This window comes from Sphingomonas sediminicola (assembly GCF_014489515.1).
GTDB lineage: Bacteria > Pseudomonadota > Alphaproteobacteria > Sphingomonadales > Sphingomonadaceae > Sphingomicrobium > Sphingomicrobium sediminicola.
In genome coordinates, this window is record NZ_CP060782.1 from 2648475 (window position 1) to 2668841 (window position 20367).

26 protein-coding genes are annotated in these 20367 nt (G+C 61.3%); 17 read left to right on the forward strand and 9 right to left on the reverse strand.

The features are described from left to right. Positions 1-12: 12 nt before the first annotated feature. From H9L14_RS17540 to H9L14_RS17545, 5 genes are all read right to left on the reverse strand, one after another. Positions 13-114 (reverse strand): hypothetical protein, encoded by a 102-nt coding sequence (locus H9L14_RS17540; RefSeq protein WP_222949855.1) that lies wholly within the window; start codon positions 112-114, stop codon positions 13-15. Then, positions 72-779, reverse strand: coding sequence for an HhH-GDP family DNA glycosylase (locus H9L14_RS14180; RefSeq protein ID WP_222949856.1), 708 nt, complete (start codon positions 777-779; stop codon positions 72-74). Before H9L14_RS14180 ends, H9L14_RS17540 begins: the two co-directional genes overlap by 43 nt. Beyond that, positions 776-1915, reverse strand: a complete 1140-nt coding sequence (locus H9L14_RS14185; protein WP_187708607.1) for an MvaI/BcnI family restriction endonuclease — start codon at positions 1913-1915, stop codon at positions 776-778. The genes H9L14_RS14180 and H9L14_RS14185 overlap by 4 nt, the downstream gene beginning before the upstream one ends. Beyond that, a complete protein-coding gene (locus H9L14_RS14190; RefSeq protein ID WP_187708608.1) occupies positions 1876-2124 on the reverse strand; it encodes a hypothetical protein in 249 nt (82 codons plus the stop codon). The genes H9L14_RS14185 and H9L14_RS14190 overlap by 40 nt, the downstream gene beginning before the upstream one ends. Before the next feature lie 77 nt (positions 2125-2201). Then, on the reverse strand, positions 2202-3155 hold the full coding sequence (locus H9L14_RS17545) for a DNA cytosine methyltransferase (protein WP_425506886.1): 954 nt from the start codon (positions 3153-3155) through the stop codon (positions 2202-2204). Positions 3156-3211: 56 nt separating this feature from the next. On the opposite strand from H9L14_RS17545, the gene H9L14_RS14200 reads away from it, so the two are divergent. The 14 genes from H9L14_RS14200 to H9L14_RS14265 all read left to right on the forward strand — a co-directional run bounded on the left by H9L14_RS14200 (position 3212) and on the right by H9L14_RS14265 (position 14440). After that, a complete protein-coding gene (locus H9L14_RS14200; protein WP_187708609.1) occupies positions 3212-3760 on the forward strand; it encodes a hypothetical protein in 549 nt (182 codons plus the stop codon). Between the two features lie 94 nt (positions 3761-3854). Beyond that, complete coding sequence (locus tag H9L14_RS14205; protein ID WP_187708610.1) at positions 3855-4421, forward strand: nuclease-related domain-containing protein; 567 nt, start codon at positions 3855-3857, stop codon at positions 4419-4421. Between the two features lie 68 nt (positions 4422-4489). After that, positions 4490-5494 (forward strand): AAA family ATPase, encoded by a 1005-nt coding sequence (locus H9L14_RS14210; protein WP_187708611.1) that lies wholly within the window; start codon positions 4490-4492, stop codon positions 5492-5494. Further along, on the forward strand, positions 5495-7135 hold the full coding sequence (locus H9L14_RS14215) for a hypothetical protein (RefSeq protein WP_187708612.1): 1641 nt from the start codon (positions 5495-5497) through the stop codon (positions 7133-7135). A gap of 183 nt (positions 7136-7318) precedes the next feature. Then, entirely contained in the window at positions 7319-7669 is a 351-nt protein-coding gene (locus tag H9L14_RS14220) for a hypothetical protein (RefSeq protein ID WP_187708613.1), read from the forward strand. Then, positions 7669-8880, forward strand: coding sequence for a helicase C-terminal domain-containing protein (locus tag H9L14_RS14225; RefSeq protein ID WP_187708614.1), 1212 nt, complete (start codon positions 7669-7671; stop codon positions 8878-8880). Before H9L14_RS14220 ends, H9L14_RS14225 begins: the two co-directional genes overlap by 1 nt. 7 nt (positions 8881-8887) lie before the next feature. Further along, positions 8888-9106, forward strand: coding sequence for a hypothetical protein (locus H9L14_RS14230; protein WP_187708615.1), 219 nt, complete (start codon positions 8888-8890; stop codon positions 9104-9106). Then, the gene (gene drmB / locus H9L14_RS14235; protein WP_187708616.1) at positions 9103-10527 is read left to right on the forward strand and encodes a DUF1998 domain-containing protein; all 1425 of its coding nucleotides are present in this window, start codon (positions 9103-9105) and stop codon (positions 10525-10527) included. The genes H9L14_RS14230 and drmB overlap by 4 nt, the downstream gene beginning before the upstream one ends. A 204-nt stretch (positions 10528-10731) precedes the next feature. Further along, positions 10732-11619 carry an AAA family ATPase gene (locus tag H9L14_RS14240; RefSeq protein WP_187708617.1) on the forward strand — a complete coding sequence of 296 codons (888 nt, stop codon included), beginning with the start codon at positions 10732-10734 and terminating at the stop codon, positions 11617-11619. Next, positions 11610-11960 (forward strand): ATP-binding domain-containing protein, encoded by a 351-nt coding sequence (locus H9L14_RS14245; RefSeq protein ID WP_187708618.1) that lies wholly within the window; start codon positions 11610-11612, stop codon positions 11958-11960. Before H9L14_RS14240 ends, H9L14_RS14245 begins: the two co-directional genes overlap by 10 nt. Positions 11961-12000: 40 nt before the next feature. Next, the gene (locus H9L14_RS14250; protein ID WP_187708619.1) at positions 12001-12321 is read left to right on the forward strand and encodes a hypothetical protein; all 321 of its coding nucleotides are present in this window, start codon (positions 12001-12003) and stop codon (positions 12319-12321) included. A gap of 2 nt (positions 12322-12323) precedes the next feature. Then, complete coding sequence (locus tag H9L14_RS14255; protein WP_187708620.1) at positions 12324-13625, forward strand: hypothetical protein; 1302 nt, start codon at positions 12324-12326, stop codon at positions 13623-13625. A 41-nt stretch (positions 13626-13666) separates the two neighbouring features. Next, positions 13667-13993 (forward strand): hypothetical protein, encoded by a 327-nt coding sequence (locus H9L14_RS14260; protein WP_187708621.1) that lies wholly within the window; start codon positions 13667-13669, stop codon positions 13991-13993. Between the two features lie 33 nt (positions 13994-14026). Next, positions 14027-14440 carry a hypothetical protein gene (locus H9L14_RS14265; protein WP_187708622.1) on the forward strand — a complete coding sequence of 138 codons (414 nt, stop codon included), beginning with the start codon at positions 14027-14029 and terminating at the stop codon, positions 14438-14440. Positions 14441-14496: 56 nt separating this feature from the next. On the opposite strand, the gene H9L14_RS14270 is transcribed toward H9L14_RS14265, so the two are convergent. After that, positions 14497-15030 carry a hypothetical protein gene (locus tag H9L14_RS14270; protein ID WP_187708623.1) on the reverse strand — a complete coding sequence of 178 codons (534 nt, stop codon included), beginning with the start codon at positions 15028-15030 and terminating at the stop codon, positions 14497-14499. A 646-nt stretch (positions 15031-15676) separates the two neighbouring features. Here H9L14_RS14270 and H9L14_RS14275 point away from each other — a divergent pair. Genes H9L14_RS14275 through H9L14_RS14285 form a run of 3 tightly spaced genes read left to right on the forward strand, consistent with a single transcriptional unit; the run spans position 15677 to position 18272 of the window. Then, complete coding sequence (locus tag H9L14_RS14275) at positions 15677-16213, forward strand: DUF3489 domain-containing protein (RefSeq protein ID WP_187708624.1); 537 nt, start codon at positions 15677-15679, stop codon at positions 16211-16213. Then, entirely contained in the window at positions 16210-16629 is a 420-nt protein-coding gene (locus tag H9L14_RS14280; protein WP_187708625.1) for a DUF2924 domain-containing protein, read from the forward strand. Before H9L14_RS14275 ends, H9L14_RS14280 begins: the two co-directional genes overlap by 4 nt. Further along, a complete protein-coding gene (locus H9L14_RS14285) occupies positions 16626-18272 on the forward strand; it encodes a recombinase family protein (protein ID WP_187708626.1) in 1647 nt (548 codons plus the stop codon). Before H9L14_RS14280 ends, H9L14_RS14285 begins: the two co-directional genes overlap by 4 nt. Before the next feature lie 47 nt (positions 18273-18319). Here the strand turns inward: H9L14_RS14285 and H9L14_RS14290 are convergent, their stop codons facing one another. From H9L14_RS14290 to H9L14_RS14300, 3 genes are read right to left on the reverse strand one after another with little or no spacing between them, the layout of a single operon-like run. Further along, on the reverse strand, positions 18320-19252 hold the full coding sequence (locus H9L14_RS14290; protein ID WP_187708627.1) for an ImmA/IrrE family metallo-endopeptidase: 933 nt from the start codon (positions 19250-19252) through the stop codon (positions 18320-18322). Between the two features lie 13 nt (positions 19253-19265). Continuing rightward, a complete protein-coding gene (locus H9L14_RS14295) occupies positions 19266-19742 on the reverse strand; it encodes a helix-turn-helix domain-containing protein (RefSeq protein WP_222949857.1) in 477 nt (158 codons plus the stop codon). Beyond that, positions 19732-20343: a GNAT family N-acetyltransferase gene (locus H9L14_RS14300; protein WP_246444232.1), complete on the reverse strand. Its 612-nt coding sequence runs from the start codon at positions 20341-20343 to the stop codon at positions 19732-19734. Before H9L14_RS14300 ends, H9L14_RS14295 begins: the two co-directional genes overlap by 11 nt. Between the last annotated feature and the right edge of the window lie 24 nt (positions 20344-20367).

Consider the following 20367-nt stretch of genomic DNA (forward strand, 5'->3'; position numbering starts at 1 on the left):
AGTCCTCCTCTCTCACCGTTTCCCAGGCGCTTCCTGCTCGGCCGTGCGGCGGAAGAAGGCGCAGTAGCGGTTCACGGGACACTCCTGGCACAGTGGCCTGCGCGCCTTGCACACGAGCGCCGCGAAATCCAGGACCGCCCAGTTGGTCTCGCTAGGTCGCGGCCCCTCACGAACCACTTGGCCGCTGCCTGTAGCCAGGGATCGTACCTGATGTCCGCGAGCCGCCGCGGTCGAACGACCCGCTCGAGCACGCGGGCCATGTTAACATCGAGCAGCGGCGCCGCCTTCCCGTGCTGGAACATGAGCACCGCGTTCGAGACGTACTGCCCGACCGCGGGGATCCCCGCGTGCTCGGCCGGGTTCGACGGGAACTTTCCACCCGTGCCCGCGGCGTACCTTGCTATGCCGAGCAGGGAAGCCGCCCGCCTGCGCCACAGCCCGAGTGGCCTTAGGAACTCCTCGAGGTCTTCCGGCGTGGCGTCGGCGAGCTCGTGCCAGCCGGGGAACCGGTGTACGAAAGCCGGGTAAAACCGCGAGACGGCCGCCGCGGTGGTACGCTGCAACAAGACCTCGACGACGATCCTCTCGTAGGTGCCGGCCTCGTCCGCGCGCCACGGGTAGTCTCGGCCGCTCGTCGCCCACCACCGCGCGAGGTCTCCCGCGAGGCGGGTGAGCTTGGCTTTCTCTGATCGCGTCGGCGCGTCCACGTCCCTGGGCGCGCGGCGCTTCTTGCCGGACGTGGCCGCCCCGGGAGACGAAACGCTGTCCGCGAGGCTCACGCGGCGAGTTCGAAGTCCAGCGGCGACTTGAACAAGAGTGGCAGGTCCGATTGCTTGATCTTGAACAGGTAGCCCTGGTCCTTCGCCGCGCCGGTCTTCGTCTCCTTGATCGTGTAGTCCAGGGTGATCACGCCGGCCTCGAGCAGCATCGGCAACCTCGCCTCGCTGACCCCCGACGTGTACCGCGCCGTGACGTAGTGGAACTGCTCGGTCGCACCAGTTCCACGGGTATCCGCCTTCACCCAGAAGGTTTGCCCGTGCTTTTCCGCGAGGCGAGAGAAAAGCTTTTCGAACTTCCAAGTCGCGTCCCGGACGACCTGGGTCCCGTCCGTCCACGACTGGTGCAAGAAGTCGCTGCCTTGCACCTCGAGCACGAGCCCGTAGCTGTTACACGTAGAGGCGCACATCTCGTGGAAGAGCTGGTTGCGTCCCTTCTTCTCGTTAAAGCGGCCTCGCTCCCTCAGGATGGCGGTCGACCCCTTCAGCCGGCTGATGCTCCAGTCCGGGACCTGTGAAAGGATCGTTGTCCGGCCCTTCTCGTGCGATCCCTTGCGACCGGCCTTGATCTCGATGCCCTTGTAATCAGGTGCCTTGCTGCTGTTGCACTTGATGCCGAGCAGGCTCTCAAGCGTGTAGCCAACGCCTGTGTCGCCTGGCCTCATGGTGGGCACGAAACCGCGCGCAGCCACCGACTTGAGCATCGCCAACAACTCCAGTGCCTCTCGCGATAGTGGGCCTGCTGGCGCTGCACCCGCTGCACGGACATTCTTTATTGCCGCAAAGAAAGGCGACGGGGCCGCCCGGTTGGTCGACGAAGTGGAATCAAGAAGGAGCGCGGTTGCCTCGGCCGCGCTCAGCCTGGCCACCGCTTCCGGCGTGGGCCGCTCCGCGCTCCACGCGCGCCAGAACGGCGAGGCGCGGTCATCGAGTAGCAAGGGAAACTCGCTTTGCGACGTGTTGACGACGAGGAGCTTTTTGCCGGCAGCGCAGATGGCCAACAGGTCACCGGGGCCAGCAAACTTCGCCAGCGAAGCGAACCAGACGCGCGGGTCGCCCTGCTTCGTGTTGGGCCGGTACAACGACGTGCTCGTCTCGATCACCTCACCCCGCGAGAACAGGACGGTGCCGACCAGCACCTTCCCGTCCGGCCCCTGTTGCTGCCCGAGTAGTCGTGGATCCCTTGCTCGCGAAGCCAGGCGCGGACCCCGTCCGTCGCGTCCATGATGGACTTCTCAAGCCCGGTCGCGGTGGGAACGAGGAAGGCGCAGTCGATCCCGTGCCCGGCGAACACGCGCAGGGTCGCGGCGACGTCGCGGTTGGACAGGCTCAGCACGGAACCGTCCACGCAACGGCGGTCTCGGTGAGGGAAGCGGTGCACAACTGGCTCATTCCGCCCTGCTAGCGGGCGGACGAGCGAAGTGTCTACGGTGCCATCACTTGCCGGCCGATGATGCCTCGAGGATGCGCCTGAAGTGTTCCCCGACGCGCTCCGCCAGGCGAACCGGCACCGCGTTCCCGATCTGCGTGTATTTCGGGACCTCCCGGTCGAAGTTCCCTTCGCGGGGATTGCCTGCTCGGCGCAAGCCGCCGGTCGTCCGCTTTCCCTCGAAGCGATACCAGTCCGGGAACGTCTGCAACCGCGCCCACTCGCGCACCGTGAGCGAGCGCGGCTGGGCGTAATGCACGTAGTCGTCGGGAAGCGACGTCGCGGTGATGCTCGGGCCTTCTTGCCCACCTCTTGGGCAGCACGCGTTGTGCGAATTTCTTCGTGCGCGCGTGCTCGGGGATCTCGCCCTCGTTGTCGATCATGTGCCGGAATTTCTTGACGATGTTCGGGGCGTGCTTGGAGTACTCGTGGTCGGTGACCTCGCCCGAGCGCCGGTGCTCGTGTTTCGGCGCCGGGACCCTCATGGCCTCTTGCTCCGGCGTAGTTGCAGGACGCGGGTATTCTGTCGTGACCAAGCGTCCCGGCGGGTAGACACCGGTCTCGAAGTACTTGTCCATCTTCGGATCGACCAAATCGTCGAGGAGGTCGATAAGGTCTGGACAGTCGGAGGGCTCCGGCTTTGGCAGAAAGCCGCATTTCACCGCGTCTTCTTTCTTCGGGTCGCCCTTAAGGTCGATCATTGGATTGGCATTTGCGACATCCTTGCGGATGCCGACGATAAGGACCCGTGGCCGGTTTTGTGGCACGCCGTAATCGCCGGCGCGGACTAGCGTCCAGCGGACGTGGTAACCCGGGATGCGCCGGAACTCCGCGAGGACGTCGTCCCAGATCCTGTGCTCGCCGTCCCTAGTCCACTTGGACGTCAATAGGCCCCGGACGTTCTCGAACAGGAAGATCCGTGGCCGCAGGCGCCGGATGATTTTCGCCATGCGCTGGTAGAGCTGGTTGGAAGGAAGGTCCTCTTGTCGACCGAGTAGGACCTACGGTGACCTATGCCGGAATAGCCCTGGCATGGTGGTCCACCGGCAAGCAGGTCGAGAGTGCTGCCGCCCTTCCCGCTCTTCGCTTCCTTCTCTGCCGGAAATACGAGGCCGAGAGCCTCGAGGTCCGCGACCATCTTCTTCAGCCGCTCGCCCTGCAGATCGTGGGCGTCGTGACAGCGGAGGTGTGCTTGTTCGGCAAAGGGCTTGCCACCGACGATGTGGTGCCTGTTCGCGAGGTACGTCGCCATCGCGTGCTCGTTGAGCTCGTTGACGAACACCGGCGTGAAACCGGCGTTTTCCATCCCAGCGAGAGCCCGCCGCAGCCGGCGAATAAGTCGACCATCGTCAATCCCGTAGCGTCACTCATGATTGGCACTTGGTTCCTTGAGTCATCCGTTGAATTGACCATGGCCGGTAGTCGTGCCGAAGTCCAGGGGGTTTCCGGCCCATCGCGGATTTGGACGGGTTTGCCCGATCAGGCCACCCAATTGCACCCCGGCCGCGGCGCCGGAACGGACCGCACCGCCTCATCAAGGCAAACGCTGATATAGAAGCGAGCGGACTTGCCGACCTTACGGTCGTTACCTAATGAAATCGGGCCGAGCTCGGGGCGTTTGATTGATATGGCTTGGTGTGTTGGGGGCAATGAGACTTATTCCGTCGCAGGTACTAAGCTGTGACTCCGCGGCGGAGCGGACGATCTTCGGCTACCTCGCTGAAATCGACTTCAGTGCGTACGATATCGGGCTCCATTCACTCAACATTGGCCACCACGAGTACAAGCGCTGGGGCGAGGCTGACTTCTTCCTAATCAGTCGCCGGGGAATACTCCTCCTCGAGGTGAAGGGCGGACGCGTCGCCTGCAAGGACGGGATCTGGGAGTTCACGAACCGCAAGGGCGAAACGAACCGGAAAAAGGAGGGGCCGGCTGAGCAGGCCAAGTCCGCCTATTTTTCTCTCGAGAAGAACTACCTGCACCCGAAATTCTACCGGGAATTAAAGGGCGTGCCTTGCGGATGGGCCGTCGTGTTCACGGACATCCCTAGGTTCGCGAGCGACGGGTCGACGCTTTTGCCAGAGCACCCGACGAGATCACGGCCTACGAAGACGAGTGCAAGGGACACAACAGCTTCAAGAAGTTCCTTGCCGGGGCCTACGATCACTGGGCTTCGAAGCAACGCAGCCCCGTTGACCTCGCGCCCCAGACGGTAAGGGCAATCGCCGGTTCATTGCGACCGAACTTCGAACAGGTCCCTTCTCTGAACAGTCAACTCCGCGACGTGGAGCAGCGGCTCTACCAGTTCACGGACGAGCAGTACGAGAAACTCGACGCGATCTCCGACAACGACAGGATACTCGTGACGGGCGGGGCTGGCACCGGGAAGACCTTCGTCGCCGCCGCGTGCGCTCGCTACGAGGCAGCAGAAGGCCGCTCAGTGCTCCTCGTCACGAGAAGCCACTACCTTGCTACTTTCCTGGCGAACCAAGGTTTGCCCGAGAATGTCACCGTCGCGGCGATCGAGGAGGTTTCGCAGTTCGTAGACGACGGGAAAAAGTGGGATGTGCTGATCGTCGACGAGGGGCAAGATCTTTGTTCCCTTGAATGTCTCGACTTGGTCGAGAGCGTTCTCGAGGGAGGCTGGGAAAAGGGTCGGTGGCGCTGGTTCGGTGATCCCAATTACCAGGTCTCGCCGAGTTTTCCTGTCGACCAGGATTGCCTTGGGTACTTGAGGATCCACGGGGTCGCTACAAGCCTCAAGAACAACATTCGGAACGCTGGGAAAATCGTCGAGGCTATCAAGCTTCTCGCAGGAGCCGACGTCGGCAAGCCGAGCAGCCGGCCCGACAGTGGCACAGTCGATCTACAATTGGTCGAAAACGAGAGCGAGATCTTGCCACAGGCCGCGTTGGCGGTCCGCAAGTGGCTGAGCAATGACGACCAGCTGCCGCGCAATTCGATCGCGCTCCTGGTCTGCAGTCCGGCGGACGCCGAAAACGCCGTCGAACTTCTGTCTGCGAAAAACGTGCGAGCGGAAGCGCTGAGCAAGAGGGCCCTGGGCGGCAAGCCACGGGATTGCGTCCTCGTCGCGACGATCGAGGACTTCAAGGGGCTCGAGCGACCGCTTGTCTGCGTCGCCGGTCTGGGAGGCCAAGATTTCGCTTCCAGCGCGTACAAGTCCATCTCGCGAGCGAACCACGCCTTGGTGCTCGTGGCCACGCGAAGCTCGGTTACGGAACTCACCGAAAAAGCTGCTTCAGCTGGGTCGAGGCAGGGGGACAAGTGAATGCTGGGTAGGGACAAGATCCTCGAGGAAGTGCGAGCTAGGCTCATCGGCCCAGGCCTCGGAGAACCGGGGCCCAGCGGCACCCACGCAGACGAGATCATCGATGGTCGCATGAGCCTCGCATACATGATGGGCATGCTCTTCCCACGGGCCGAGAAAACCGCGCCTGATCTTGGCGGTGACGAGGCTGAAGATGCATCGGACGAAGACGCGGAAGATCCTCTCAGCATGTCGAATGCCATGCTCCCTTCTGCCATGGGCATGTCACTGTGCGTCGCCCGGGGCAGCAGGATCAGGATCAAGGTCGAAGCCGCGGTTTATTCGCCTTTAGAAGAGGGCGAGGAAGCCAGCAGGGAAAGCCGCGAGAACGTTCCCGTTGTAGAGCCAGGCTCCCGTGAAAATGCGCAGGCAGCCGATGTTGCCGTTGAGACCTTGCCGGAAGAAACTAGCGAGCGTTCCCAGGGCAGGCGTAACCAGCGGTGGCAACGTCGCAAACTGGAGCCTTCGGTCCACGAGGTAGGTGCAGCAGGGCTCGAGCCGGCCGCGATCCTCGAGCAACGAGCTATCCTCGAGGTCCTTTCCAGGACACTGCCGGATGACGACGTTCTACTTACGATAAGCGTCTCTAACTCTGGCGAGGCGAAGCACGCCAGGTCGAGCGAACAGACGCTCTACCAAGTCTCGATCCTGGCAGAGGCCGTCGAGGGCCAGGTCCTCAAGTACCCGGCAGCTAGGTACGTGCCTCCTACCGACGAAGAGCGTGAGCTTCGCGTTATCTATGGTGAGCAAAGACCCTACGCCGTCGGGCACGGCGTTGCGACCGACTGGAAGGTCGATGATGGCCGTTGCCCCTGGGTCAAGACCGAGGCCCTTCCCACCGCACACGTCTGGCGACCGGTATTCGACAACCTGTCGGTGTCCAAGGACGGGGTGCAGCACACTTTCCCGGACGAAGAATTGTTCAGGGTTGCGCCGTTGGCGAGCGGAGAGCTGAGCGGCGACGAGCTGACTACGCGGCTGACCGGGCTCGTCGACTTCTATGACGAGTGGATCGCCAGCCAAGCGGAGATCTCGATCGATGGTGAGCTGGCGAGCGATGCCGAGAGGATGCTGCGGCGATGCCGTCGTAGCGCCGAGCGGATGCGGCAGGGCATCGAGATTCTCCGTGGCGACCAGGATGCCGCTCGCTGCTTCATGCTAGCAAACCGCGCGATGCTCATGGCCATGTCACACTCGGCGCGAGCGTCAGGGCGCGGCAGGAAGGACGGCTTGCAAGGGCCATTCGCCCTGGGAAAGGCGGATACCGACGCGATCGATTATTTTCAAAACACGGCCAAGTGGCGCCCATTCCAGTTGGCCTTTTTTCTACTCGTGCTCCCGTCCTCGCCGGAGAGGAACTACCCGACAGGGACCTCGTCGATGTCATCTGGTTTGCTACGGGCGGCGGTAAGACCGAGGCGTACCTCTTCGTCTCGGCCTTCGAGCTTTTCCGGCGGCGTATCGTCGAGGGAAAGGCAGGCGGGGGACCGGCGTAATCAATCGTTACACGTACCGGTTCCTGACCGCGGACCAGTTCCAGCGCACCGCCGGCATGATCTGCGCCATGGAAATGATCAGGCGGGAAGTAGCCACGAATGGTGACAATTCCCTGGGTGACGACGAGTTCTCGATCGGGCTTTTCGTCGGTGGAGAAGTAAGCCCAACTCCTTCGCGGGCAGCGAGGACGGTGCCCTTGCGCCGACGCAAGAACTGCTCGACGCGGCTCGCCCTCGCGACGTCAATCCCTTTCCAATCGAGAGTTGCCCCTCGTGCGGGACACTGCTCGTGCCCGAGAGTAGGAAGGCGAAGCCGGATGGTAGCGCGGACGAGTCTTACTACGGCTTCCTCGCCACTGCGAATAGCTTCGTGACGCGGTGCCCGGAAGAAGACTGCGCGTTTCACGAGGCCTTGCCCGTCTACTTCATCGACGAGCAGTTGCTCCGCGCGCCACCCTCGTTCCTGCTCGGGACTATCGACAAGTTCGCGATGATTCCTTGGAAGGAAAACGGCGGTGCCTTGCTCGGTGTTGGCACCGACCGTTCTCCGCCGTCGCTCGTGATCCAGGACGAGCTTCACCTGATATCCGGCCCCTGGGCACCCTCGCCGGGATTTACGAGGCCGCGTTCGAGACGGTGATGGCCACCCATGGGAAGCCGCCGAAAGTCATCGCCTCGACGGCGACGATCAGGAATGCCTCGGTCCAGTGCCGCAGGATCTACGGCCGGCCTTCGGCCGTGTTCCCCTCGCCCGGCTTGCGTGCAGAAGACTCGTTTTTCTCGAAGCTCGACACCGGGAACAAGCAGCGTTCGCGTCTCTACGCCGGAGTCATGGCGCAGGGACTTCGCTCGACGGTCGCTGCCTCGTGGACAATGGCCACGCTGCTGCAGTCCTCCTACGAGCTCGCTGAGAAGGGAGGTCTTTCGATCGACGAGACGGATTCTTACTGGACGCTGGTTGCTTACCACAACAGCAAGCGAGAGCTCGGCCGGATCGTCAATGCGACGCGGGACGAGATCCCGACGAGGATGAAAGTCTATGCCTCGGACGAGCCGCTCGAGCGACCCTCCAACTTCGACATCTTGGAGCTGAAGGCGCACGCGGAGACGCCCGTTCCAAGGGCAAGGCAGCTACTGGCGCGCCGACATAGCCCGGAGCAGCCTGCGATCGATGTCGTGCCTTGTACGAACATCATATCGGTTGGCGTGGATATCGATCGCCTTGGCCTGATGATGGTCAACGGGCAGCCGAAGCTCAGTGCAGAATACATCCAGGCGACGAGCCGCGTCGGACGAGGCGTAGTGCCCGGCCTCGTGGTGGCCTCCTATTCGCCGAGCAAGCCGAGGGATCGCTCGCACTACGAGGCGTTCCGCGATTACCACGAGCGCTTTTACAGCTTCGTGGAACCGACCAGCGTGACGCCCGGGGCGCTGCCGGCAATCGAGCGCGGACTCCATGCCGCGTTGGTGACAGTGGTTCGGCACGGAGCTGGACTAAAACGGAACTCTGCCGCCAACCAATTTGACCCGTCTCGCCCTTCGATAGCGGCTGCGATCAAACGTCTCGAGCAGCGACTCTTGGATGCCTATGACGGCGAGCAAGAAGCCGAAGAAAGGGAGCGCATCTCGAGCAAGTTGGCCGAGAAAGTCGCCGAATGGGCAGGCTGGGCCCGCTCGGTCGAGGGGCTGCAATACTGTTTCGCGAGCCAGCAAAGGCGCCCGCATCTCCTGGTTCGCTATGACAATAAGAAAATAGACGGAGCCGGCTGGTTCACGCTGCAATCGATGAGGCACGTCGACAAGGAAATCATACTGGAGGACGTCGGCATTGCCCAAGCCAAGCATTCGTAGCGCCCAGTTGATCACTCCTTTTGGGGTCGGCTCGCTTTGCGAGATCGACGGCCAGTCGTTCTTCGTCCGCGGGACCGGCAGCTGGCCACGGGGCTACAACCTGGAGAAGATCGAGGTCGGCTCACTCACCGACCGGGTCCGGCCGCGTCAACTGAAGAAGCCGATCGAGTCCGTTGCGATTTTGCGCTTTCCGCATTGGCACTTCTGCCCGAGTGCCGGAAGATGACGAAGTGGACGCCCGACAAGGACAAGGAGTTGGCCAAGGAAGATGGCACGCTTCCGCGGCCTACCTGCGACGGGGGCAAGTGCAAGAACGCGCGCCTTGTCCCGATGCGCTTCATCGCCGCTTGCGACAACGGGCACATAGACGAGATTGATTGGTACTGGTGGGCGCACCGCGGTCACCAGCCTGCGCAGCAGGGGGCCTGCGCGCGCTCGACCTCGAGGTTGAGGTTCGAAGTTACGGGGAAGAGCGGCGGCGATTTCTCGAGCATGTTCATACGCTGCAGCTGTGGTGCATCTGGCAATCTCGAGGGTATCGCCGATGGAGCGCTTCCGCAGAAATGCCGAGGTTACCAACCCGGAGAGGCGACGTCGTCGTGCATCGACGCTGGTAACAAGAAGAACCCCGTCGCTCCCGCGCCTCTCTACATGGAGCCACGGGGATCGAGTTCTCTTCACTATGCGTCGGTTGTTTCCGCGCTCGATATCGACGGCGACGCGGAAAAGGACTCGTGGGAAAAGCTGCGGTCTGACGAGATCTACCAGAACCTTGTCCAATCGGCATCGAACCTGGTCGAATTCAACAAGGGCGACACGACGCTCGCCATCCAGGCCTTTAGAGATGGTGTTGAAGCTCGTGGTCGCGAGGTCGGAATGCCTAGCGACGATTCGATCGCGTGTTTCACCGCCGACATTTCCGCTGGCGAAAGCGATCCACCCGGAGGCTCGATCGAGGAGCTCAGCCAGCAGGGCATTCTCGACGACGAGTTTCCGGTCTTGGCGAACCCCGGAGGGCAGGACGGTCGGTGGCTAATTGCACGTCCAGCGAAACCAACCTCCCGCTTCAAGCTCGATGGCCTTTTCGAGCGCTTTGTCAGGGTAGAGCGCCTTCGCGAAGTGCGTGCGTTCCGTGGATTTCAGCGTCGAAACGTCTCCGAGAAACACGCGATGGTCTCGCCTTCGCTCGGGCGCCCGCAACCAGACTGGTTGCCCGCCATGATGGTGCTCGGCGAAGGCGTGTTCTTGCAGTTTTCCAACGCGGCAATCGACAAGTGGCGCACGGTGAACAAGGAAGCCATCGAGGAGTTCACTGCATCGCACCTCGTGACCGCCGAGAAGCTCGGGCTCCCGGGAAGGATGGGTTTCAATGCGAACCCCACCTTCGTCATGGTGCACACCTTCGCGCACTTGCTCTTGAACCAGTTGTCTTTCGACTGCGGGTATTCGTCGACTTCGCTCAGAGAGCGCATCTACTGCGGCACCGATTCAGAGCCCTATGCCGGTCTACTGATCTATACGGCGGACTCGGACGCTGAGGGTTCGATGGGAGGCCTAAGCGAGATGGGGCTCCAGACAGACTGGAAGACGTCATCTACCGGGCAGTATCTCGTAGCCAGTGGTGCTCGGGGACCCCGTTTGCCGTGAACTCGACGCGCAAGGCGTTGACGGGCTTAACCGCGCGGCTTGCCACGCCTGCTCGTTGGTTGCGGAGACGAGCTGCACCTTCTCGAATGTTCTTCTCGATCGCGTCCTCGTTTCCGGCGATGGCCGGAAAAATGGTCGAGGCGTGAGCGAGCCAGTCGGCTTTTTCAGCCCCGTGCTGGAGGTATAGGAATGCGTTTCCCCTCCTTGAGTGACTTGGACCGCGAGCAGCGACGCATATACGGGGAGGCGCCCGGCGATGGCGCGATACTCGTGGTTGGGCCGCCGGGGACCGGCAAGACCGTTATGGCATTTCACCGTGCCCAGAAGCTCCAGAAGTTGGGGCAGAAACCGCACGTGATCATGTTCAACAAGGTGTTGGCCAAGTACACCTCCACCCGCTCTAATGTCGCGCCAGATGTCGACGTCAGCACGATGCACTCGTGGGCCAATAGCTGGTGGTACGGTGCAACCCGCACCGGGATACCAACCGTCGTAGGAGATAATTGGACCCACGATTGGAACGAGATCTGCGCGAGGGTCCTCAATGCCTGTCAGAACGGCGCGAGCGCCAAGTTCTCCTGGGGCCACCTCGTCGTAGACGAAGGCCAAGACTTTCCACCACAGATGTACATGGCACTCGGAATGATCCTGAAGCAGCTGGAGGCAAGAGGGGTCCCGGCCCAGGTGACGATCTTCGCGGATGACAACCAGCGACTCCAGGCTGACCGGAATAGCCGGATAAAGGACATCCGGAACAATCTCTTCATTTCCGGCGTGGAAGATCGCAACTTCGTCTTGAAGAAGAACTTCCGAAATACTCGGCCAATCGCCGAGTTTGCCAGGCACTTCCAGGTCGGCAACGAGAGCGGGATCTCCGAGCTCCCTGACGCCGATGGAGAACATCCGCAGGTCGTCTTTGCAGCGAACGACCGTGACATTGCTGACTTCATAGTCCGCAAGGCCAAGTTGAACCCGGGCAAGCAAGTAGGAGTCATCGTCTGCGGCGGAAAGCGCGGAGTGCAACGGGCCTACAACCAGGTGAAGTCCCGTCTCTCCGGAGTGGAGAAGCCCCGCGGCTTCAAATGTACCTAAGCCGCGACAAGGATCACACTGACGACAAGCTCGATTTCGACAGCGGGAACACGATCACCTTCTTACATGCGCAGTCCGCCAAGGGGCTCGAGTTCGACATCGTGTTCTTCTTGGGGATGGAGGGCATGAACCTCGATACGTCAGGGTTCCTCAACGAGAGAATGACCCTGTACGTCATGAGCTCTCGTGCTCGCTCTGAACTCTACCTCGTGTTCAAGGACATCGATCCAGCGGCCGGGTTGCCTGCTTCGGCAAGGCTTCTTCCGCGACCCTCAACGAAGCTGTGTCGATACGTCGGGCTTGGCCCCTCGACCAGAGCATCGGCAAGTTCCAAACGATGATCGAGGCGAACGACAATTTCGAAGAAGTGGAGGCAGCCGAGTGACGGACGATACGCGCTCCCTCGAGCTAGACCTGGAGCCGCGAGGCGATCGTAGGGATTCCGCTTGGGAGGCTCTCGTGCCGTTACACGCCGATAATTTCGCGCTTGCATTGGCATCCGGTTACGTTGGCGGTTCCCTAAAGGAAGACGCGGCCAAGGACTTCCAGTCCCCGGCCGGTGAGGGCCTTCTTGGGTTCAACGATTCCGTGCCGACATGGGCTCTTTCGGAAGGTGAGCCCGGCGACAGGGTGATCGTGGCGATCCCCCGCGAAGGGCCCCGCCAGAGCATGGCCAGCCGGCAGTCTTCCCCGGTCCTGTAAGGGTGACCAACATCAAGTGGGTTGGCTTCCGCGATGATGGGTCTCTCGCAAACTTCGTCGCCTCGTACGATGCGTTTCCCGACGTCGCGACAAGCCTCGTCGAGAAGGTCGTGAAATGGCCGGTAACCGACGAGCCTGAAAGGCCGGGCAAGTTCAACATCGAGTCGCCGTTGGCCAATCCGCGGCGAACCGACCTGGATTTCTTCGGCGGATTCGGGGCCGGCGTGGTTTCTCTCCTGGCCGGTAGCCAGTTCGACGATGCGCTTCGTCGGTTCCTGCAGGATCCCGGAAACGGCATAGCGGAAAACGCGCGGAGCTTGCTGCATGCCCTGGAGCCACGCTCGTCGAGTCTAGACTCGAGCATTTGGAGTGCGGCGGTGGAAGCACTGCGCAAGCGCTTCGGGAAAAAGGGCTTCGATCGCCGAGAGTTCCTGGCGGATATCGAGGCTAGCGTGATTAGCCTCGGCGCGGAGGCCGAGTCCTGGGTCCGGGGATGCCAGAAAGTCATAGACGCCGAGATCGACATTCCGAGCCTGGCCGATAACGAGAAGATCGGGCGGCGAGCTGCTCTGGCAATCATCCTCTCGCACGAGCCTTCAGGTCTGGACGATCTTGAAGAGAACCTCGAGGCGGGCTCGATGGTGTGCGCCCTTGTAACCGCGGCGGTGCATGCATTCGCTGGCCTTTCTCGCGCCGACGAGGCTCTAAAGACACCCGCCGCCCGAATGGACGCGGTCCTCGAGATTGGCGAGCGGCTGCTGGCCGGCAAGGCAGTCGAGGTCAAGGTCGAAACGAGCCGGATAGCAGGTGACCTTACCCGGCATCAGCTGGTCACGATCGCCGGGAACAAGGCGCTCGAGAAAGCGGTCGAACCACCTGCTTACATGGTCATGCTCAAGGCGAGGATCCAAGAAGCCGGTTACAAGGTCGAGCTCGACGAGGCCTCCGGCCGCATCGGTATCCGTTCAGGCAAGGCCAAGGGCGAGTTCATAACTGTCGAGGACTGTCCGAGCTCAGCACCTGCAAACCCGGTAGTGAACCTAGTCACCCCGGTCATGGTGCTCGGTGCAAGGCCGAGCGTTGCGGTACTCAAGAAAATGATGTCGGGGGCTTGGGAGCACGCCACTACGGTCGCTCTGCGGGAGGTCGATGGAAAGGAAGAAGTGGTTGCCATGGCAAGCCTGCCTCTTGCAACGCTCGACCGCGATGAACTTAACTTCCACGTCGAACGCTTGCTGCAGGTTTCCGCCGATCTAGGCGGAAAGCCGAAGAAGAGCCGGCGCGTAAAGAAGCTAGGCGCTTAGTGCGGCCCGATCTGCGGAACGCACATCAACGGAGTAATCACTTGAGTATCAATGACAGGGCAGGTGTGCTCATTCCCCTGACGGCCGGCAACATGAGGAACAACCACATCTATGTCAGGGCTGCAAAGCACTTGGTGCCAGCCGGCTCGCTCGGGGGAAGTAACTCGGAGTCAGCCGGAGACAACCTCACCGTGTCGTTTCTACCGGGCGAGACCGTCGACACCGATATCGACGCTACCAAGATGATCTTTCGCAACCGAAGCGCGGTCGCTGATTTCTTCAAGCGTACTGGCGCCAGCGAGGGCGACCACGCGATCATTCATCGTGTCGGTCCTCATTCACTCGAAGTGTCGCTTCTCCGCAAGTGACGCGGTGCCATTGGGCAAGACGGGGAGACGCGAATGAACGGCGCGGTGGAGTCCTTGGCCTCCGACCTGCTTTACGATGCGGAAGACATCGCCGCCGACGCGGCCCAGAAATGGCTTATCGCGTGCCGACGGCGACATGACTGGCAAGACCTGTACCCGTTCGATGGGTCCGAGCTGCAAAAGGCTGCGTATGCCCGCGTCGAAACAGAGATCAGGGAGGAGCTCCTGTCACTCGAAGCAAAGCTCATCGAGTCCTTTTCCCGCCTACACCGCGCTCGCTCTGACATCGCGATCCCTCACTGCCCTGCATGCTGGGTCGAGGACAAAAAGCAGGTGAAAATGCGACACGAGCGTGATCACAGATACGATCGGACGGATAACGACTATTCTTGCCCCGAATGTGGTCATTGTTGGAGCTCGGTTGAAGGCGATCGACACGTCGGGTAGGTGACTGGCGATACCGGATCGACCGCCCGCGGGCACACGAGCTGCCAGTTCCGGATCTAGTACGTGGGAAGCGCGCCCGTCTGCGAGAAAGCCTGCATATCGGTCGCGAACTGCTCGAGCGGTCGATAGAACCGGCTGCCAAAGGCGACTGCTGCGTTCGTCTTCATCGCCAGGGCATTCTGATCGACTTTTTTGAGAGTGCTGTCTGGCATGTAGATTGCCGCAGCTTGGCTCTGTAGCAGCGTTTGTGTTCGGCCCGGCCCAAATTCAGCTGGATCCACGAAGTAGCCAGCGCCGACCTTTTCACCTGTAATGTCGTTAAGCCCGCGAAGGAGGCGCTCTCTCGCGTGGTGACTCTTCACCTCGACGTGCAGGTTCTTCTTCGCTCCAGCCTTCGAGTGAATTACGATATCTCCCTGCAGGTTCGTGCCTGTCTTTGTGAAGTTTGCGCCGTGGCTCAGGCCCTTTTCTTCTAGGCAAGCCACCAGGAGCTTTTCATTCATCCGGCCCGCTGTGGAGACAAGACCATTCCCGGCTCCTCGTGAAAACGAAGCGTAGTCATCGAGGAGAAAAGTAACCAGGTCAGCCATCGGCGAAGCGATTTTACCTCCCGAGACATACCGAGACAGGGACTCTCCAACGAAGGTCGCTACCACGGGCTCTGCCGCCGATCTTACAATGTCCGTGCACTCTTGATTGGCTTGGACAATGTTACTCTCGGCAATCTTGGCCCGAGCCGCTGTTCGATAGCTTCCAACAAGACGGCGTCAGCCGGTAGCACGCCCTCAACTGTCCCGACGTATTTCGGTTTGTCGCTGATGAAAGCTCTCAGGTGTTTTAGCTTCGTGGCCTTCGTGACCGTACCAAGGTCGGGCGATGCGAAGAGCTTGTCTACAGAGATTGTCTTTTTGCTGGCCAACAGCGGTTTGAGAAGACCCTCGAAGGCCAGGGGATAATTAGTCGCCAACATCTACTCCATGATGGTCGGGCCGCATCGCCGATATCCGTCAACGCATCATAAGGTGGGTACCGCCGTTGAATAGTGGCACGGGACTCTCTCGCCGCCTGCGCATGACTTGCGCCACTCAAGAATATTCCATTCGACTTCAGGTTCGAGCCGAGCATTGCTGTTCGTGTGAATCGCGGCCGCCGAGCGGCTGCATCGCCCTGACCGGCTGACCGGCAGGGCTCTCGGTGGTGGGACCGGCACTGGAGTGGGTCCCAAGGAGACCACCCATGACGAACAACCCAAAGCTCAATGACCTTCAGCTGATCTTGCTCTCGACCGCGACGCAGCGCGATGACGGCGGCCTGTTCCCCGTCGTCGACAGTATCGCCAAAGACGAGGATAGAGTGCGCAAAGCCGTGCAGTTCCTGCTCAAGCGCTCGCTCGTGGAGGAAGGGCCGGCCACCGATCGGCGCTTCGCCTGGCGCGAACAAGACGACCAGCCAATCGCCGTGTTTATTACCGCCGCAGGACGGTGCTTGATGGACCGGACGGCAGATGGCGCGGAGCCTCACGCCGGCGACGGAAGCACACCCAAGAACGAGAAGAACAGTGTCCAAGAGGTTCGCAAGGGCAGCAAGAAGGAGCTAGTTCTCGGGCTGCTACGGCGCCCCGACGGCGCGACCCTCCACGATCTAGTGACCGCCACCGGTTGGTTGCCGCACACGACCCGCGCCGCGCTGACAGGCCTGCGAAAGAAGGGCCACGTCGTCGAGAAGACGAAGCGTGACGATGCGACCTGCTACCGCATCGCCGAGGTCGCATGACGCGGCGGTCTGTGGAAGAAGAAGTGGAAGCGCTGGCGACAATGTCGCCGGCGCAAGTCCGCGCGCGGTGGAAACAGGTGACCGGCGCCGTGGTGCCTAAGGTCAGCCCGAGCTTGCTCCGGCTGGCACTCGCCTACGAGTTGCAAGCAAAGGCTTACGGCGGCCTCTCGAGAAAGACACAGCAACGGCTCGCCCAGCTCGCAGCAGCGAAGACGCAGACCCGTGACATCAAGCCCGGCATGCGGCTCGTGCGCGAGTGGAACGGTGCCGTTCACGTGGTGGACGTGGACGACAGTAGCACAATTCACTGGAATGGCCGCGCTTGGCGATCCCTGAGCGAGGTTGCGCGGGCGATCACCGGCACGCGCTGGTCGGGACCGGCCTTCTTCGGCCTCAAGCAGAAGGTCGCGGCATGAAGAAGACCCGCTGTGCCATCTACACGCGCAAGTCGAGCGAAGACGGTCTCGAGCAGGATTTCAATTCCCTCGATGCCCAGCGGGAAGCCTGCGCCGCCTACGTCCTGAGCCAAGCGAGCGAGGGGTGGTCGCTGCTCCCCGACCGGTACGACGATGGAGGACTCTCCGGCGGATCGCTCGAGCGGCCTGCCCTGCAACGGATTCTCGCCGATGTAGCTGCAAACAAGATCGACATCATCGTCGTCTACAAGGTCGACCGGCTCACTCGCTCGCTTCTCGATTTCGCGAAGCTCGTGGAGGCATTCGACAAGGCAGGCACAAGCTTCGTTTCGGTCACGCAGTCGTTCAACACGACGACGAGCATGGGCCGGCTAACGCTCAACATGCTGCTGTCATTCGCCCAGTTTGAGCGCGAGGTCACCGCCGAGCGTATCCGCGACAAGATCGCCGCATCCAAGGCGAAGGGAATGTGGATGGGGGGCACACCACCGCTCGGCTATCAACCGAACGGGCGTACGCTCGCCATCGTCGATGACCATGCCGCGATCGTTCGCAACATCTACCTGCGTTACGCCGAGCTCGGGAACGTCCGCGTCGTTGCCGAGCAGCTGGTCCGCGATGGCATCAGGTCACCGGATCGAATATCTGGCGCCGGTCGCAGGTTCGGTGGCAGGCAGTTCACCCGCGGGCAGATCTATCACATCCTAAAGAACCCCATTTACGTCGGTGACATCGAGCATCGCGGCGAAACTTACGATGGTCAGCACCCTGCCATCATTGATCGAGCGCTTTGGAACGAGGTCCACAAGCGGCTGAAGTCCAACCTTCGGGGCATGCGATGCGCCCGCGCCGCCAATCCGAGTCCATTGTCCGGCAAACTGTTTGACCACGACGGAGAGCCGTTAATCCCGGTGCACGCCTGCAAGGGCAAGGTGCGCTATAGATACTACGTTAGTCGAAGCCTGCAGCATCACGGCGCCATTGCAGGAACGATCGGCATGCGCGTGCCGGCGCGGGAAATCGAAGCGCAAGTCACGGAGCTCCTTGCGGGCCTGTTCAATGATGCAGCGACGCTCGCGGGAAAACTGCGTGTTAGTGCCGCAGACTATCCCGCACTGGTGGCTCGGTGCGATACCATTGCTCAGGACCTTCGGCAGCAGAAGACAGCGTTGCCTGAGTTTGCCGACCAGGTGCGCCTCCTGCCCGACAGAATCGATGTGGAGATTTCAACGGCTCGTCTTGCAGCGGAGCTGAATATTCGAGGTTCAGAATGCACGCCCACCATCACACTGTCGGCGGATGTGCGGCCCAAGCGGAGTGGCGGCATCGTCAGGTTGGTCCACTCGGACGGCCGATCACCCGAGGCCTCGCGACCCTCCTCGTCCCTCATCAACCTCGTGGCGAAGGCGCATCGCTGGTGGAAGCAGCTCACCCAAGGGGAATGTGACATCACTGAGCTCGCACGAATCGAAGGAGTGACAGCCTCGTACGTCACTCGCGTGGTACGTCTGGCCTTTCTCTCACCGGCTACTGTGGGAGCCATTCTGCAGGGACGCCAGCGCACGGGCGTGACTACCACCGGACTGACGATTGGCCGCGATATTCCGATGCTATGGTCGGCCCAAGCGAACCAGCTCGTCTAATCAACAGCCAGATTGCCTTCCGCCGGTGCCCTCCGCGTGGGCACTCCTCAGGCGACTTGGACAATCGAGCTGGCCGGGCCGGAATAGATCCCGAGAGTCAGAGTTTGATAGTGATAGCAGAAGCTCTCAAACTCGAAGCGATGGTCATTTCCATTGTCATCAGTAAGTAGAATCTCGGCGGCGCCAAGGCTGCCGCCGCGTTGACGGCCGCAATATTCGACGATCCGATCGAACACATCGCTCTCGCTGATTTTTGAAAACATCGCGGCGAAGGGAGGCGACTGAACGAAATGCTTGCATGGCTCGTCCGGGTCGAAGTCGGCCTTTCTCATCGACGGATGGGGATGGCCGGTGATCAGCCCGACCATAGGCACTTCCTCGCCCCAGTATTCGATGCACCGCCAGAAAGTTGAAGTTTTGGTGTTGCCGTAGCGCTCCGCGAGGATCTCCAGATTTTTGAAGCAAGGTTCGAGGGAGCGCGCTTCTAGCCGGAACCGATCGCGGAGGAAAAGCAGCTTTGCCGCGGCAAAGTTAGCTTCCGCCTCGAGCTCCGCATGACAGGCGGGGATGAGACAATGATCGTCGTCACCGAGCATTGCGCCCTGATGCCACGGGAGAAGGCTATGTCCGACCTCGTGGGCCTCGTTCCACCGATGCTTGAGCACCGGCTGGTCCTTGTCGAGCAGGATTCGGCGCTGATCCGGAAGGTAGAGGGCGCGAAGGTCGAGCTTGCGGACCGCCCTCACCAGCAACATGGGATTGAGGAGCACCTGCTTGCCGGCGACACGCAGCTTCGCGACCGTTTCCTGAAGCAAGCCTTCGTCGGTGGCGGAATAGTATCCAAAGTCGAGTTTCAGCGACGAGCGGACAATCTTAAGATTGAGGGGCGGCTCGGGGTTGCCGAGCCGGTCAAGGACTAGGCCGATCCGTTCATCGATGTCGGCAGCGGTTCTCGCCTTGAGAAAGATACCCTTGGCCACCCTGCGACGCCTGTCATTTGCCTTTGCGTTCGCTGAGGACGGCAATCAGCCCGTCAAGAGCCGCTTGCTCTTCCTTTGTGAGGCGCGCGACCGATTCAGAAAGCGCCGCATAGCGGATCGCCTCATCAACATATTTAAGGTCTTTGGGCCTGGTGAGGCCGGAAAGCCCCATCAGCTTGTGCTGCGAAACGCCGAATATCTGGGCGAGCTGGTAAAGGGTGCGGGTGTCTGGCAGATGGTGCGCATCACGCTCGATGCTGAGGAGCTCGCCAACATCGACCTCGGTCAGCTCGGCGAGCGTATCGATCGACATGCCCCGGCCACGCCTGGCGAGGCTCACAAAGCGGCCAAGCGCAAGTCTGGACTCATCCGACCCTTCCGTGTCTTCGTCAGGAACCGGGTCGATGGCGGTGAGGCCGGCACCGACTTCGTGACCGATCTCGAGGTGCGCCATTGCGAGGCACCACTCAGGTGTGATCCTATCGGCCACTTCGCTCGCCCCTCATCAAGAATCTCTCCGCCATGTCGGGAGTCATCTCGAAGTATCTCAGCTTGTTGTAATTAGCATCCGAACCCAAGTCACGCATGCCGCACTGGTTGGCGTAATAGTCGTTCGACTGGGGCAACGAGTGGAGGCCGATCCGGCCCTTGAACCCGAGCTCTAAGCTGCGTTGGATCGCTTTGCCGATCATGAGCGTGCCGATGCCTACGTACCGCGGCGCTCCACCGGTCAGGGTTCTTCGGTTCCAGGGCGCGACCTCGAGGAAGTCAATATAGACCATGTGCTGGCGGGCTTGCTCTTCGATGCGGGCCCTGAAATCGAGATCGACGATCATCATCCCCTGAGTCACGCCGGCGGCCATGACTGCGGCCGATTCATTGCTGAGCGAGGAGCCAAGGGCGTTATGCTTCTTGCGCCAATTCCACTCGCGGCTCTGCGGCCAGAGATGGCGCTCGACGCCCGCGTCGCTCAACAGAACCAACTGCTCCTGGATGGCGGGTCTCCAATGCGCTTCCCAGTCCGCGAGGTTCTTGTCGGTGATTGGCTGCCAAAATTCCGCCGGCACGCCGGCACCGGAGACGGCGTCCATCAACGCAACCTGGGAGATGCTCTT